Source organism: Methylobacter sp., from assembly GCF_023227905.1.
GTDB lineage: Bacteria > Pseudomonadota > Gammaproteobacteria > Methylococcales > Methylomonadaceae > Methylobacter_A.
Genome location: NZ_JALOCF010000019.1, coordinates 12,581 through 28,733, shown reverse-complemented (window position 1 = coordinate 28,733; position 16,153 = coordinate 12,581). Strand labels below are relative to the sequence as shown.

General features: G+C 52.3%; 10 protein-coding genes. 9 read left to right on the top strand and 1 reads right to left on the bottom strand.

All coding sequences use genetic code 11. The annotated features are described in order from the left end of the window. The first annotated feature begins 64 nt into the window (after positions 1-64). The 6 genes from M0R47_RS09670 (at position 65) to M0R47_RS09645 (ending at position 11,841) form a co-directional block, all read left to right on the top strand. Positions 65-1,426: a TolC family protein gene (locus M0R47_RS09670; RefSeq protein ID WP_292553719.1), complete on the top strand. Its 1,362-nt coding sequence runs from the start codon at positions 65-67 to the stop codon at positions 1,424-1,426. Then, positions 1,423-2,907: an efflux RND transporter periplasmic adaptor subunit gene (locus M0R47_RS09665; protein ID WP_292553716.1), complete on the top strand. Its 1,485-nt coding sequence runs from the start codon at positions 1,423-1,425 to the stop codon at positions 2,905-2,907. Before M0R47_RS09670 ends, M0R47_RS09665 begins: the two co-directional genes overlap by 4 nt. A gap of 101 nt (positions 2,908-3,008) precedes the next feature. After that, a complete protein-coding gene (locus M0R47_RS09660; protein WP_366513186.1) occupies positions 3,009-3,344 on the top strand; it encodes a YnfA family protein in 336 nt (111 codons plus the stop codon). 54 nt (positions 3,345-3,398) lie between these two features. Next, entirely contained in the window at positions 3,399-6,599 is a 3,201-nt protein-coding gene (locus M0R47_RS09655) for a CusA/CzcA family heavy metal efflux RND transporter (protein ID WP_292553714.1), read from the top strand. A gap of 139 nt (positions 6,600-6,738) precedes the next feature. Next, the gene (locus M0R47_RS09650; protein ID WP_292553711.1) at positions 6,739-7,179 is read left to right on the top strand and encodes an MgtC/SapB family protein; all 441 of its coding nucleotides are present in this window, start codon (positions 6,739-6,741) and stop codon (positions 7,177-7,179) included. 63 nt (positions 7,180-7,242) lie between these two features. Next, positions 7,243-11,841 (top strand): heavy metal translocating P-type ATPase, encoded by a 4,599-nt coding sequence (locus M0R47_RS09645; protein ID WP_292553708.1) that lies wholly within the window; start codon positions 7,243-7,245, stop codon positions 11,839-11,841. A 198-nt stretch (positions 11,842-12,039) separates the two neighbouring features. On the opposite strand, the gene M0R47_RS09640 is transcribed toward M0R47_RS09645, so the two are convergent. Beyond that, entirely contained in the window at positions 12,040-12,318 is a 279-nt protein-coding gene (locus M0R47_RS09640) for a hypothetical protein (RefSeq protein ID WP_292553705.1), read from the bottom strand. Between the two features lie 454 nt (positions 12,319-12,772). Between M0R47_RS09640 and M0R47_RS09635 the strand changes: the two genes are divergently transcribed. From M0R47_RS09635 to M0R47_RS09625, 3 genes are read left to right on the top strand one after another with little or no spacing between them, the layout of a single operon-like run. Then, positions 12,773-13,405, top strand: a complete 633-nt coding sequence (locus tag M0R47_RS09635) for a recombinase family protein (protein ID WP_292553702.1) — start codon at positions 12,773-12,775, stop codon at positions 13,403-13,405. A gap of 4 nt (positions 13,406-13,409) precedes the next feature. After that, the gene (locus M0R47_RS09630) at positions 13,410-15,065 is read left to right on the top strand and encodes an IS481 family transposase (RefSeq protein ID WP_292553813.1); all 1,656 of its coding nucleotides are present in this window, start codon (positions 13,410-13,412) and stop codon (positions 15,063-15,065) included. Then, on the top strand, positions 15,065-16,033 hold the full coding sequence (locus M0R47_RS09625; RefSeq protein WP_292553699.1) for an AAA family ATPase: 969 nt from the start codon (positions 15,065-15,067) through the stop codon (positions 16,031-16,033). The genes M0R47_RS09630 and M0R47_RS09625 overlap by 1 nt, the downstream gene beginning before the upstream one ends. The last annotated feature ends 120 nt before the right edge of the window (positions 16,034-16,153 follow it).

The window sequence follows — 16,153 nt, the reverse complement described above, 5'->3', positions numbered from 1 at the left end:
TGCAGGTTTAGCGCCTGCTTGTCTACTCGGCGTTCGTTCCATTCACGCTACGGAGAGACTATTCATGTACTCAAATTATGCGCTGCCCTTTGGCATCGCCCTCAGTGTAATCATTACAACCGGTCCGGTCGGTGCTAATCCGACAGCCAAGACAATGCCGCTCGCCCATCTGGAAGACCAGAACCCAGTGGGTCGCGATCCAAGTGCGTCCGGGGACCCGACTGGAACCTTGCTTTTACCTCAGGCGCTGGCCTTGGCATTGACCCAGAATCCAGACTTGGCCGCTTTTTCCTGGGAAACCCGCGCTCAGGAAGCCGCTGCCCTGCAAGCGAGTTTTTTTCCGAATCCAACATTCGGCGCTAATGCGGCAAACTTTGGCAATCAAGTCATCAAGGGATTTGACGGCGATGTGGTGACTTTAGAACTCAGTCAGTTAATTGAATTGGGCGGTAAGCGTGCGGCCCGAATGGAGGCTGCCGCCCTGACCAAAGAATTGGCAGATTGGAATTATGAAACCAAGCGCGTCGATGTTCTAACACAAGTCTCCCAAGTTTTCATTGAGGTCCTGACGGCCCAACAGCGCCTGACCCTCACGAAACAAATTCAAGAACTGGCAAATCAGATGATGGTGACGACCTCTGCACGCGTACAAGCGGGCAAGGTTTCACCTGTCGAAGAAACCAAAGCCAAGGTTGCCCTGGCCTCAGTTCAATTCGAGTGGTTACGCGCCCAGAGAGAATTGGAAGCCGCGCGAAAGCGTTTAGCCGCAACCTGGGGCAACACCGAACCCCGGTTTGAGGCCGTCAAGGGAGATTTAGATGCCGTTATGTCGCTACCTTCCCTGGATTCATTGCGCCGACGACTTGATAACAATCCGGATTTAGCCCGCTGGGCTACCGAAATCACCCAGCGTGAAGCGCTGATCAGTGTAGAAAAATCAAAAGCCATCCCGGACGTGACCGCAACCTTAGGCGCGAGCAAGTACCTCATGCCCAATGATTACGCGCTAGTCGTCGGGTTTTCCATGCCGCTGCCGGTATTTAATCGCAACCAAGGCGGTATCCGCGAAGCCGAGCACCGGCTAAGCCGAGCGGAGGAAGATCACCGCAGCGCAGAAGTGCGAATCACAACCCTATTAAATACAATCTATCAGAAGCTGAGCACGGCTTATGCCGAAGTTTCTGCGCTCCGGCAGGATATTTTACCTGGCGCCCAAAGCGCCTACGATGCCGCCCGCGAAGGCTATCGTTTCGGTAAGTTTGGTTTTCTGGATGTCCTGGATGCACAGCGCACCTTATTTGGAGCAAAAAGCCAGTATTTACTGGCGCTTTCTGATTATCACAAGTCGGCAGTTGAGTTAGAACGCTTGATCGGCGGCAGTTTTGATGAGACTCTGACCCATCGTAAACAGGAGACAGTGCAATGAAAAAAAATCAGGTTTTGGCTATTTTTGGCTTGATCGCGGTTGGCATCGTGTTGGCCTTTTTTATCTTCCGTCTGGAGGCGCCTACTGTCAATAATGAACCCGGAGAGACCCAAGAAAAAACAACCGGTCAGACTAAAGGCCCACATGGCGGCGAGCTATTCACCAAAGATGGCTTTGCGTTGGAAACTTCGCTGGTAGAAGACAATGGTGAAGCGCACTTCCGTGCCTATCCGCTCAAAAACGAAAAGCCTCTCCCGCCAAACGCCGTCAAGGTCTCGGCGATTGTAACGCGTCCGGATGGCGAGAAACAGAGGGTCGATTTTGTGCCGGAAAAAGATTTTTTGCAAAGTGTCCAGTCCATCGAAGAACCGCATGTATTCGAAGCTACCTTGACCGCTCAGCATGATAACCAGTCGTATCAATTTTCCTTGGTCAAGGAAGAGGGGAAAATTGAGTTGAGTGATCAGCAGATCACGGAAACGGGCGTAACAATCCAGACGGCAGGTGCTGCATCCATTAGCAGTGTAGCGACACTCCCTGGCGAAATCCGCTTCAATGAAGACAAAACTTCGCACGTCGTCCCTCGCCTTGCCGGTGTGGTTGAGGCCATATCGGCCAACCTCGGCGACCAGGTTAAGAAAGGTCAATTGCTGGCGGTTATTGCAAGTACCGGATTATCGGAACAACGCAGCGAGTTGCTTTCCGCGCAGAAACGCCTGGAATTAGCCCGCACCACCTTTGCGCGGGAAAAGCACCTGTGGGAAGCAAAAATTTCGGCGGAACAGGACTTTCTGCAGGCCCGACAAGTAATGAACGAAGCGGAAATAGCAGTCCGTAATGCTCAACAGAAGCTGTTAGCGCTTGGTGCAAGTCCAAAGGTATCGACCAACGCCGATACACTCAACCGCTATGAAATTCGAGCGCCGTTCGACGGCATGGTGGTTGAAAAGCATGTCGCCTTGGGTGAGGCGGTGAAAGAAGATGCAAGCATTTTCACGATTTCCGATTTGTCGTCCGTGTGGGCCGAGATTATCGTGTCGGCAAAAGACCTCAATGTCGTCCAGGTCGGCAAGAAGGTCACGATCAAAGCCACGGCACTCGACTCCGTAGCATCAGGAACAGTGTCCTATGTGGGCTCACTTCTCGGCGAACAGACTCGCACCGCCAAGGCTCGCGTGACGTTGGCGAATCCTCAGATGGCCTGGCGCCCCGGACTGTTTATCACTGTCGAGATTGTTGCCAAAGAAACCGAAGTGCCGATCTCCGTATCGTCCGATGCCATCCAGACTATCAACGACAAGCCGACGATTTTTATTCGCGTGCCGGGCGGCTTTATCGCCCAACCGGTCACGACCGGACTATCCGATGGCAAAGTGACTGAGATCGTGACAGGACTCAAGCCCGGCACCGAATACGCTGTCAATGGCAGCTTCATCATTAAATCCGAGCAAGGTAAAGCAGGAGCTTCACATGAGCATTGAGGTACTAGCCAGTTCAGATCGTTATAATCGTTCGAGGTTATGCACGCCGCGTCCTCGTGAAGAGAGCGCATCATCATTATTACCACCCAAGGGGGCGAATTATGTTGATACTGAAAACCGCAGCTCTTTTCCTCCTTACCGCCCTTGCCGAGATCATCGGCTGTTTTCTGCCCTATTTGTGGCTCCGCAAGAGTGGTTCCTCATGGTTGCTGCTGCCGGCAATGATCAGCCTGTCACTGTTCGTATGGCTGCTCACGCTGCACCCGGCCGCCAGTGGTCGGGTCTACGCCGCTTATGGCGGTGTCTACGTGGCTACCGCTCTGGTTTGGCTCAGAGTGGTGGATGGAGAGAGATTGTCTGTGTTGGATTGGGTTGGAGCAGGCATTGCGTTACTCGGGATGGCGATCATCGTGTTGGGCTGGAACGGCGAAGCTTAGCGCACGATTTTTTCGGTTTCGTGAAGAAACCCTCAGTACTGGAGGCTTTCCATCATGTTTGAACGACTCATCCGTTTGGCCATCGAGCACCGATGGCTGGTTCTTCTGGCCGTGCTCAGTATGGCGGCACTCGGTATCTACAATTACAAGATACTGCCGATTGATGCCGTTCCGGACATCACCAACATCCAGGTGCAGATCAATACATCGGTGCCGGGCTATTCGCCGCTGGAGACCGAGCAACGTGTTACCTATCCGATCGAGACCGTCATGGCAGGCTTGCCCCATCTGGAGCAAACCCGCTCACTGTCGCGCTATGGCTTATCACAAGTGACGGTGATCTTCCAGGACGGCACTGATGTTTACTTTGCGCGGCAACTGGTTAATCAGCGCATCCAGGAAGCCAAAGATAAACTGCCTTCCGGCGTAACCCCCGCGATGGGGCCCATCTCGACCGGTCTGGGGGAAATCTATCTGTGGACCGTCGAAGCCAAAGACGGCGCCAAGAAGCCCGACGGTTCGCCCTACACGGCAACCGACCTGCGCGAGATTCAGGACTGGATCATCAAACCGCAACTGCGCAACGTGCCGGGTGTAACTGAGATCAATTCTATCGGCGGTTTTGCCAAGCAATATCAGGTCGCACCTATACCAGAAAAGCTGGCTTCCTATGGTTTGACCTTACAGGACATCGTGACGGCCCTGGATCGCAATAACAACAATGTCGGTGCTGGCTACATCGAGAAGCGCGGCGAACAGTATTTGATCCGTGCGCCGGGACAGGTTCACTCGATAGACGATATCCGAAATGTCATTCTCGGCAGTGTGCAGGGTGTTCCGATCCGTATCCGCGACGTGGGTGAGGTCGAGATCGGCCGGGAACTGCGCACGGGAGCCGCCACTGAAAATGGCCGCGAGGTGGTGCTGGGAACGGTCTTCATGTTAATCGGCCAAAATAGCCGGAGTGTTTCTCAGGCGGTTGACAAAAAAATGGAGGAGATTAACCGCACACTGCCTGAAGGTGTTGAGGCAATTACTGTCTATGACCGAACCGTGCTGGTTGATAAAGCCATCAATACGGTCAAGAAGAACTTAACCGAAGGTGCCGTGCTGGTGATTGTGATTCTGTTTCTGTTCCTTGGCAACATCCGCGCGGCCATCATCACGGCGATGGTGATTCCGTTGTCAATGCTGTTCACCTTCACGGGCATGGTGACGTACCAGGTTAGCGCGAATCTGATGAGCCTGGGTGCGCTCGACTTCGGCGTCATCATTGACGGCGCCGTGGTGATCGTGGAAAACTGTGTGCGGCGGCTTAGCGCTGCCCAGGAGCAGCAAGGCCGTACTCTGACCCGCAATGAGCGTTATCAGGAGGTCTTCATTGCCTCCAAAGAAGCGCGGCGTCCGCTCTTGTTCGGTCAGACCATCATCATGGTGGTGTATTTGCCGATCTTCGCCTTGACCGGCGTGGAAGGCAAAATGTTCCATCCAATGGCTTTCACGGTTGTCATTGCCTTAGTGGGTGCCATGATTCTGTCGGTCACCTTTATCCCAGCGGCGGTGGCTCTTTTTATTGGTGACAGAGTTGCCGAAAAAGAAAATAGGCTGATGCAGACGGCTAAGCGTGTTTATGCGGCAGCGCTGGATCAGGTGATGATTAACAAACCTGTGGTGTTGACGTTTGCTGTCGTCACGGTAATCCTGTCAGGTCTCTTGGCGACGCGGATGGGCAGTGAGTTTGTGCCGAGTCTAAATGAAGGGGACTTTGCTATTCAGGCGATGCGCATCCCAGGCACCAGTTTGTCACAATCGATCGCTATGCAACAGCAGATTGAAGATTCTCTGAAACAGCAGTTTCCGGAAATTGACCGGATATTTGCGCGAACCGGTACCGCCGAGATCGCCTCAGACCCCATGCCCCCCAACATCTCGGATGGTTACATCATGCTCAAGCCTCGTGAGCAGTGGCCTGATCCTAATAAAACGCGGGATGAACTACTGACTGCGGTGCAAACAGCGGCCAACAAACTCCCCGGCAATATTTATGAATTCTCCCAGCCTATCCAGTTGCGCTTTAATGAGCTGATTTCAGGCGTACGTAGCGACGTGGCAGTCAAGGTGTTTGGCGATGATATGAATGTTCTGAATGATACAGGCACTAAAATATCAGTGGTTATGGAAAAAATTCCTGGCGCATCGGAGGTTAAAGTCGAGCAAACGACAGGACTGCCGATGCTCACGGTCAACATTGACCGGGAGAAAGCCTCACGTTATGGCTTGAACATCGGCGATGTTCAGGATGCCGTGGCGACCGCGATTGGTGGGACAGAAGCCGGTACGTTGTTCCAGGGTGACCGTCGATTCGACATTATCGTCCGTTTACCTGAGAACCTGCGCAGCGATCTGGAAGCGATCAAACGTTTACCGATCTCATTGCCACGAACGCAATTCGGCGACGGCCGAACGACCTATATTCCGCTGGCAGAAGTTGCGAGCCTTGAGGTGGCTCCAGGACCTAACCAAGTCAGTCGGGAAAATGGAAAACGCCGGGTTGTTGTCAGCGCCAACGTGCGTGGTCGTGACATCGGATCGTTCGTCGCCGAGGCCGAGGAAAAGCTTCAGCAGCAAGTCAAGATTCCGTCCGGATACTGGACGACCTGGGGCGGGCAGTTCGAGCAATTGCAATCGGCTACGCAGCGATTACAGATCGTGGTTCCGGTGGCATTGATGCTGGTCTTTACACTGCTGTTCATGATGTTTGGTAACGCCAAGGACGGTCTGCTGGTGTTTAGCGGTATTCCTTTTGCGCTGACGGGCGGTTTGATCGCGCTATGGTTGCGCGATATTCCGATGTCGATCTCGGCGGCGGTTGGTTTCATCGCGCTCTCCGGTGTGGCGGTGCTGAACGGTCTGGTAATGATTGCTTTTATTCGTAGCCTGCGCGACGAAGGCATGTCGCTGGATAAGGCGATTTATGAGGGTGCTCTGACACGACTGCGGCCGGTACTGATGACGGCATTAGTGGCATCATTCGGCTTCGTGCCGATGGCGATTGCCACGGGAACCGGAGCCGAGGTACAGAGGCCACTGGCAACCGTGGTGATCGGCGGCATCCTGTCATCGACCATACTAACGCTACTCGTACTGCCAATTCTATATCAACTGGCACATCGAAGAGATGAGGAAGAGGAGGATTTCACTGATGAGTCTTCGCCTTCGCCGGCAAAGGCGAAGCAGTTGCCAGAAGCACTGTGACGGTATGGGGCTGTCCACCCGCTGCTTGCCGATTTTAGCAAGGCAATGCGCGTGTCTTGACTGTGCAGGATTTTTGGCAGAGTACGGCGGAGCTGGTCCTTGTGGCCTTTGTCTATAAATGAGGAGATAAACGAAAAAAATGGATACTGAAACTGAACTTCTTTATGCCTTGCGTATGATTCTCGCTGCGCTGATAGGAGGCTTGATCGGCTGGGAAAGAGAGCGCCATACGAGTGATGCGGGCATTCGAACTTACATGGCGATCTCTATCGGTGCTTGCGCATTTTGTTTGATATCCGTCCATGTGGCCAATGATCCGACCCGTATCGCGGCACAAGTCGTCTCGGGCATAGGCTTTATCGGAGCGGGCGTCATTTTTCAGGATAAGGGGGGTATTGCTGGACTAACGACTGCCGCAACGCTTTGGGCGACAGCGGCAGTGGGCATGGCCAGCGCTTTCGGGATGTATGTGTTGGCGATTATCACGGGAGGGCTGATTTTTGCAACCCTCGCGCTTCATCACCTGCCCGGCTGGAAGCGGCTTAGCCAAAAACCTGGCAACCAAGACCATCCCGAGTAAGAAAGTGTCGTCGTTTAGCATAAACAACTTTTGTCATCTTTAAATCAACTACAAAGGAGCATCATGGCTGAAAAACTTAAACTGGACTTGTCCCTGGTCTTGCCGGATGTCGCCGATGAGCGCGACGCCTGCGTGGGGCGGCTGACTGAATTGTTGCAGGCCGAAGGGTTGGAGCGGGTGCATGTTATCCGCGAAGATGGTAGCGCCCGCCTTTGCCTGCACTACGACCCACAGCAGTTCAGCGTGAGCCGGGTGCGCGAGCTGGCGCATGCGGCCGGGGTCAAGCTCGGCAACCGCTATCGTCATGAGAGCCTGCGCATTGACGGCATGGACTGCCCTACCTGCGCCACGGTGATCGAGCACGCGCTGCAACGCACAGACGGCGTGCTGGAAGCTTCGGTGAGCTACGCCGCGGAACGTTTGCGCCTGGAATTCGACAGCGAGAAAATTGAGCGTTCGGCAATTGTCCGGCGCATCCAGGCGCTCGGCTATGCCGTGCTGGAAGAAGGCCGCGAGGCCGGATGGTTCGCCGAGCATCGCGAGCTTATTTTTAGCGGCGTTGCCGGCTTGCTATTGCTGGCCGGCTGGCTTGCAGGTCTCGCCGCCGCGCCGCGCGGTCTGGCACTCGGCCTGTTGTTGGGCGCCTACGCGGCAGGCGGATTCTATACCCTGCGCGATGCCTGGCAGAGTTTGCGCAGCCGCCGCTTTGACATCGACATCCTGATGATTGTCGCGGCGGCCGGCGCGGCGGCGCTCGGCGCCTGGGAAGAAGGCGCGTTGCTGCTGTTCCTGTTCAGCCTGGGTCATGCCTTGGAGCATATGGCCATGGATCGGGCTCGCAAGGCCATCGAGGCGTTGGCGGAACTTGCGCCCAAGACGGCCATCGTGCAGCGGGATGGCGCTGAGATCGAGGTGCGGGTGGAAGCATTGCAGCGCGGCGACCGGGTAATCGTCAAGCCCGGCCAGCGCATCCCCGCCGATGGCCAAGTGGCGTCCGGCAACTCGGCGGTGGACCAGGCTCCGGTTACCGGCGAATCCATGCCGGTGGACAAGCAGCCGGGCGACAAGGTATTCGCCGCTACGGTCAACGGCGAGGGCGCGCTGGTCGTCGAGGTCACCAAGCTGGCGCAGGAGAGCACGCTGTCGCGCATGGTGGAGATGGTGGCCGAAGCGCAGACGCAAAAATCGCCTACCCAGAGATTCACTGACCGTTTTGAACGGATCTTTGTCCCGGCCGTGCTGGTAGGAGTCGGGTTGCTCATCGCGCTTCCACCGCTGTTTGGTTTCCCCTTTGCTGAATCCTTTTACCGCGCCATGGCGGTACTGGTGGCGGCTTCCCCTTGCGCGCTGGCCATCGCCACCCCGTCGGCGGTGCTGTCAGGCATCGCGCGCGCCGCGCGCGGCGGTGTGCTGATCAAGGGTGGCGTGCATCTGGAAAATCTCGGCGTGCTCACGGCCATCGCCTTCGACAAGACCGGCACTCTGACCATCGGCAAGCCCAAGGTGACCGATGTCGTCGCCGTCAGCGGAAACGAGGCACATCTACTGACCGTTGCAGCCGCCGTGGAAAGCCGCAGCGCCCACCCTCTGGCGCAGGCGGTGGTGACGGAGGCGAAGGGGCGCGGTTTGAGTTGGAGTGAGGCTGGGGAAGTCGAGGCCGTTACCGGAAAAGGAGTGCGAGCCGAATTTGACGGGCAAAAGGTGGCCATTGGTAACACCAAATTGTTTGACGGCGAAGCCATCCCGGAAGGAATTCAGCAGCACGCAGAGCGCCTCCAGGCGGAAGGTAAAACCATCATGCTCATCCAGGCCGACGGGCAGTTTCTCGGCGTCGTGGCTTTGGCTGATACCCCGCGTGAAACAGTGAAGCAGGTACTGGAGCGACTGCGCCAGATCGGCATCCGCAAGACCATCATGCTCACCGGCGACAACGAACGCGTGGGCCGCGCCATCGCCAGCGCGGTTGGCCTGGACGAAGTGAAAGCGGGACTGTTGCCGGAAGACAAGGTCAAGGCCGTGGAAGAACTCGGGCAACGCTACGGCCAAGTGGCCATGGTCGGCGACGGGGTCAACGATGCGCCGGCCATGGCGCGTGCCACGGTCGGGATTGCCATGGGCGGCGCCGGCACCGATGTGGCGCTGGAAACCGCGGACGTGGCGCTGATGGCTGACGATCTGAGCAAACTGCCCTTTGCCGTGGCCTTGAGCCGCGCATCGAGGCGCATTATTCGCCAGAACCTGTACGTGTCGCTGGGCGTGGTGGCATTGCTGATTCCTGCCACCCTGTTTGGCTGGGCCGGTATCGGCCTAGCGGTATTGATACACGAAGGCTCGACTGTCGTCGTCGTGATCAATGCCTTGCGTCTTTTGGCCTATGTGGATTGTTGTGCAGGAAAGAAACCGGATAACAGCCAGCCAAGCGTATCCATGCCTGCGAGTGGCATGACTTTCAAGATCGAAGGTCTGGACTGTGTTGAAGAAGTCGCCATTTTAAAAAACGCGATAGGCCCGATAGTAGGTGGCAGTGACAATCTGGTTTTTGATATTTTAAATGGGCGAATGACACTTTTGCCTGACGCCGAGCCTGTGACTGAAAAAACCATCATTAAAGCGGTTGCCTTAACCGGGATGAAGGCGACGCGCTGGCAGGCGGGTCAGGCGCAAGCTGATGTAAAACAACTTCACCGTTCGAAGACTGTTTATACCTCGCTCAGCGGTTTGTTTATCCTTGTCGGCATGTTGATTCATATCGCTATGACCGGTGGCTTTTTTAGTGATGTACAAACTTTTCTCCATCATCCTGAAAACTGGTCTCTAAACTGGGAGGTTATCACTGACTATCTCACTAGCTTATTGAACGCCCATACTCAGCAAGCCATGCCTTTGCCTGAAAAAATCGCCTTTGGCCTGGCGGTGGTTTTAGGTGCCCGGCATGTGATTGTTAAAGCTTTTTATGCGCTGAGACGATTGCGTGCCGATATGAATTTGTTGATGACGGTTGCCGTCATCGGTGCCATGTTCATTGATGAGTGGTTTGAAGCAGCCACCGTGAGTTTTTTATTTTCACTGTCCCTGGCGATTGAAAGCTGGAGTATTGGTCGTGCCCGTCATGCGGTAGAAGCTTTACTGGATTTGGCACCCTCTACGGTTACGATCAAGGATGAAAGCGGACAGGAACGTATTGTACCCGCCGCAGAAGTCAGCATCGGCACCCATTTCATAGTAGCGCCGGGCGATAAAATCCCTTTGGATGGCGATGTGATTGGAGGCTTCAGTTCGGTCAATCAGGCACCTATTACCGGTGAAAGCATTCCTGTTGCCAAGCAAGTTGACGATGAAGTGTTTGCCGGTAGTATCAATGGTGAAGGAACACTGGAGATCAAATCCTCCAAACTCGTCTCGGATACCACCCTGGCGCATATCACTCGCCTTGTTGGAGAAGCCCATAGCCAGCGAGCAGAAGCCGAGCAATGGGTGGAGAAGTTTGCGCGCATTTATACCCCGGCGGTGATGATCTTAGCACTGTCCGTATTTATCATTCCGCCGTTGTTTTTAGAGGGCATCTGGAACGAGTGGTTCTACCGTGCCTTAGTGTTACTGGTGATCGCCTGCCCTTGTGCGTTAGTCATTTCAACGCCGGTCAGTATTGTCGCGGCATTGGCCAGCGCCGCTAAACAAGGCATTCTCATCAAGGGTGGTATTTATATCGAAGCACCCGCCCATCTTAATGCGATCGCCTTTGATAAAACCGGAACGCTGACCTGCGGTGAGCCGATAGTCACCGGTATTTATCCTTTTAATGGCCATAGCGAAGAAGAACTGTTAAGTCGTGCGGCGGCACTGGAAGCACGAAGTAACCATCCCTTGGCTAAAGCCATTTTACAATACACAGAAAATAGAGGTATCAGTATAGCCAGCGCTGACAACGTGACGGTTCTGCCTGGTAAAGGTGTTACCGGACTATTTAATGGCACTGATTTCTGGTTAGGATCGCGTCGTTATCTATTAGAGCGTAGTCAGGAAGTGTCGGAAATCAGTGAAAAAGCGATTGCACTTGAACAAACCGGTCAAACTGTTATTGCCATTGGCAATGACCGGCACATTTGCGGCCTGATTGCCGTCTCTGATCAGCCTCGTGCTCAAATCAAAGCGATTTTACAAGCCCTCCGAAAAAAAGGAATCAAACACCTGGTGATGTTGACCGGTGATAATCAGGTTACGGCTAATAACATCGCGGCCAAAATCGGCATTGATGAAGTGCATGCTGAATTGTTGCCGGCCGATAAAGTTGAGATCGTCAGTCAAATGGTCGAAAAATATGGACAGGTTGCGATGATCGGTGATGGTGTTAACGATGCCCCGGCTTTAGGGAGGGCCAATCTGGGTATTGCCATGGGGGTATTGGGTTCGGATGCGGCGATAGAAATAGCGGATATTGCATTAATGGGTGACGACCTCTCTAAGCTCCCTTGGCTAATCAGCCATTCCAAAAGAACACTGGCGATTATCCGGCAAAATATTATCTTTGCACTCACGATCAAAGCCGCTTTTGCACTATTAGCTTTTGCAGGCCTGGCAACCTTATGGGAAGCCATTGCGGCCGACACGGGGGCTTCTTTAGTGGTCGTTGCAAACGGATTGAGGCTGCTACACGCTAAATAGGATTGTTCTTAGTACCTGTTAGCAACAAATAAAAATGTTCGGTTTTGTAGCCCGGTGGGCAACGCTGTTTTGCCCATCCTCGTAGATAGTGGCATCCTATTTCGTGTGGGCACAAAAAGCATGTGCCCACCCTCTCTGATTTTTTCGCTACAGTAAAGCAGGTTGGGTCGAACGAAGTGAATCCAAATTTGCGGTACTCTATTGTTTTGGCTCATGTCCCATCATATGGCCTCCCGTGCCGCATCCCATGTCATCCGTCATCATGCCGCGCATGTGCCCCATGTGTTCATTCATTAGCCGTGTGCGCTCTTCGGGGTTCTTTGTCTGGCGAATTTCAGTCATTTCCTTTTCCATCTGCTTCAGGCGTTCTTGCATCTCCTTTTCGGTCATCGTCTTCTGTTGTTCTTCAGCGGCAAACGCGAAGGGGCTGTTCAATGCTATAAAAGCGATTATGAATAATAGGGCGAATGTTTTCATGTTAATCTCCTTACAGACTGATTTAAAAAGTGGGTCTCTACGGCTAGCGCCTCTAGGGTCTTAGCCGAAATATTGCTTTACCTGATTCCAGTTTCGCCAGCCAACTATTATTTTGATCACTGAAATGCATAATTGTTCCAGTTTGGGGCTTACATGCAAACATTGAATAAAATCTGTTTGTCGACGATAACAAAACATCTTGAAAGTCTGCTTTTGAGGATAGAATATTCTGGTCTTGATTGTCCGCTTGTGGCCGATAGTTAGCTTTCAAAGTTAAGAAGCCAGCGTCAGCTTTGGCTTTGTTGGCCATAAAATACGAAAGGAAAAACGAACGTTTTTAATGCCTTCTTTAGGTAATGAAAAGCACTGTGTTTTCGATCTTATTTAAGTTATTATAAAGCCTGTTTTTAGGGTTTTCTTTACCTTTAATGATTTTATAGATATTTTTGGCAAAATGACGGCACAAACTATCGGTTATCTGCGGGTATCGACCGCAGACCAGGATGTAGAAAAAAACAAGGCGGATATTTTGACGCTGGCCAACCACCATAATCTGGGCCAGGTTAAATTCCTTGAAGAAAAAGTCTCCGGTAAAATCTCCTGGCATAAACGCAAAATTGCTCAGATCATTGAAGACCTCAAAAAAGGTGATAGCCTGATTGTTAGCGAAATGTCCCGGTTAGGGCGGAGTATGCTGGAATGCATGGAAATTTTATCGATTGCCATGGAACGGGGTGTTCATGTCTATTCTGTGAAAGGCAATTGGCGGCTTGATCAAAGCATCCAGAGCAAGATTATCGCGATGGCCTTTTCGATGGCCGCTGAAATCGAACGAGACTTGATTTCGCAACGGACGAAAGAAGCCTTACGCGCAAAGAAAGCCTCTGGTATGTCGTTAGGCCGTCCCAAAGGGCCGGGTAAGAGCAAGCTCGACCCGTTCCGCCCCGAAATCGAAGCCTTGCTGGCCAATGGTGCCACCCTGTTTTTTATTGCCGGACGTTATGGCACCACCTCTGCCAATTTGCGCAACTGGATGGGTAAGCACGGGATTACCCGGACTAAACAGGGTAAAGGTCTTGCCGCATAAACGCATCCCTTTTGAAGTGCTGATAGTACTTCAAAACCAATTGGATGCCCTGTCGCCCAGAAATACCCAACGCAAACAGCTTATTAAGCAAACCTGCGAATCATTTGGCATTTCACCCTCCACACTCCGACGGCAATTACGGAAGCATCAATTGCCTTATTTGGCATTCCGCAGCGATTATAATAAACCCAGGACACTGACCGAAGAGGACATGCGGCGTTATTGCGAATTGATTGCCGCGCTGAAACTGAGGACGACCAACAAAAATGGGCGTCGTTTATCCACTAAAGCCTGTATAGAACTCCTCGAAAAGCACGGCATTGAAACCACCGAAGGATTGGTTAAAGTTGAACCCGGCCTACTCAAACTCAGCACGATTAGCCGCTATTTAACACAATGGGGCTATGACCATCACACTCTGACCATCGAGCCGCCTTGGACGCACTTTCAAGCCACCCATAGCAATGAATGCTGGCAATTTGATTTCTCGCCCTCAGATTTGAAAAAACCGGCATTTTTCGGCAAGGTTCTAAAAGAGGGTTCGGAATACCTGGCCTTGGCCGGAGTCATTGATGACCGCAGTGGCTTCTGCTATCAAGAATACCATGTGATCAAAGGCGAAGACGCGATGACCGCGCTGCTGTTCCTATTTAATGCGATGTCCCCCAAGAAAGACAAACAGTGTCCCTTCCAGGGTATCCCATCGGTCATTTATATGGATGCCGGCCCGGTGTCAAAAAGCCGCGTCTTTCTGTGGGTCATGAAGCAATTGGGTGTCGAAGTGCGGGTGCATATGCCAAAAGGCAGTGATGGCCGACGCACCACTGCGCGCTCAAAGGGCAAGGTTGAACGCTCGTTCCTGACCATCAAATCCTCCTTGGAAACCCTGTACCATCTCCAACAGCCGGAAACGATGGAAGAAGCCAATACATGGTTACACCAGTATTTACTGGAATATAACGCGATGGATCACCGGCATGAAGATCATTCCCGTACGGAAGATTGGTTACAAAACCTACCACAGCCAGGGTTCAAGGAAATGTGTTCTTGGGATCGATTCCGCACCTTTGCCCGCGAGCCCGAACAGCATAAAGCGGACAGTAACGCCTGTGTCGGTATTGACGGCATTCGTTATCAATTGAGCCATGAGATGGCGGGGCAAGACATCACTTTGTTATGGGGAATCTTCGACAATGAACTCTATGTCGAGTTCAATAACGAAAAACAGGGACCATTTTATCCTGAAGAAGGGCCGATTCCGTTCGGCAAGTTCCGTAAGCACAAAAAGAGCAACATTGAAATAAAGGCGGATCGGATTGGGCAACTAGCCAAAACCATTAGCTTGCCACGTTCCGCTTTATCCGGCAGCAAGAGCAGCGACCAAGTCCTGTTGACCCAAGCCAATATTGTGCCTATGGAAACACCGAAATCCACCCCCTTTGATGATAGCCATTTCCTGCAATCGGCCACCTTTAAAAACAAGCTGGATGCCAAGATGGCTATTGCTGATTATCTGGGCAAACCATTGTCCAGGTTAACCGACATACAGTTATATGCCATCAATACGATCCTCGATGAATCGCTGGACAAGAAGACGGTACTGGAAAAAATTCGTGCGTATTTTACGTTAAGCTCGGTGGAGCACTTGGGAGGTGATTAATGTATGGTGAAATGATGCAATACTATGGCTTAGTGAAAGACTTGGATAAAACCGATTACTTTGAGACGGAAGCATTTAAAGGTGTATTAAGTAGTCTCGAAATCGCGGTTTTATCAGGGGGGATAATCGCTCTGACCGGCATTGTCGGTGTCGGAAAGACGACCATTATCAGGCATTTCCAGGATAGCCTTAAAAAGAAGAATCAGGTGATCGTTGCTAAATCGTTGGCAACCGATAAGCGCCGCGTCAACATCAATACTTTGTACGCCGCGCTGTTCGCAGATTTGCCGACGGCAAAAGAATTTAAAGTGCCAACTCAGACCGAAATCAGGGAAAGGAAACTTCAGGAATTAATCCGTAAAATTAACAAGCCGATCGCCTTTTTTATAGATGGTGCCCACGATCTCCATTGGCGGACGTTAATTAGCTTAAAACAATTAATAGAAACGATTGAGGACGCCAAAGGTACTTTGACTATTATCATGGTGGGGCATCCGAAACTTGGCAATGACCTCAACAGGCCCGCCATGGAAGAAGTCGGTGCCAGGGCCAAATTGTTTAGCCTGGACAGTTGGGGGCAACAGAAACAGCGCTATATTGAATGGGTATTGACGCAGTGCAGCAAGCCCAAGGCTCAAATTCATGAAATCGTTACACCAGATGCCATCAATCTATTAGCGGAACGGTTAATTACTCCGTTACAAATCTGCCATTACTTGACGCTGGCTTTGATAAAGGGGGCAACCACAGGCACAAAACCGGTCGATGTCGAGATTATAGAAGCCGTGCTGTCGCCAGACTTAAACACCCTGGAACCCAAATTAGCCCGGCACGGCTATAACACAACGGCTTTATGCGAACACTTGAATGCCCGGAGAAACGAAATCAAGGCATATTTCAATGGGCAATTGCCAGCGCCCAGGGCAGATGAGTTCAATAAGGAAATACACAAGCTTGGGATTTTGTAGTGTAAGGCTGCCCAAACCTCTAATTTTTTGGTATTGGATAGAATCAATTAATGTGGGAAATTCTAAAAGATAAAATCACTTAATGTGAGAAGGTAAATCACTAGGTGCAATTAATGTGAG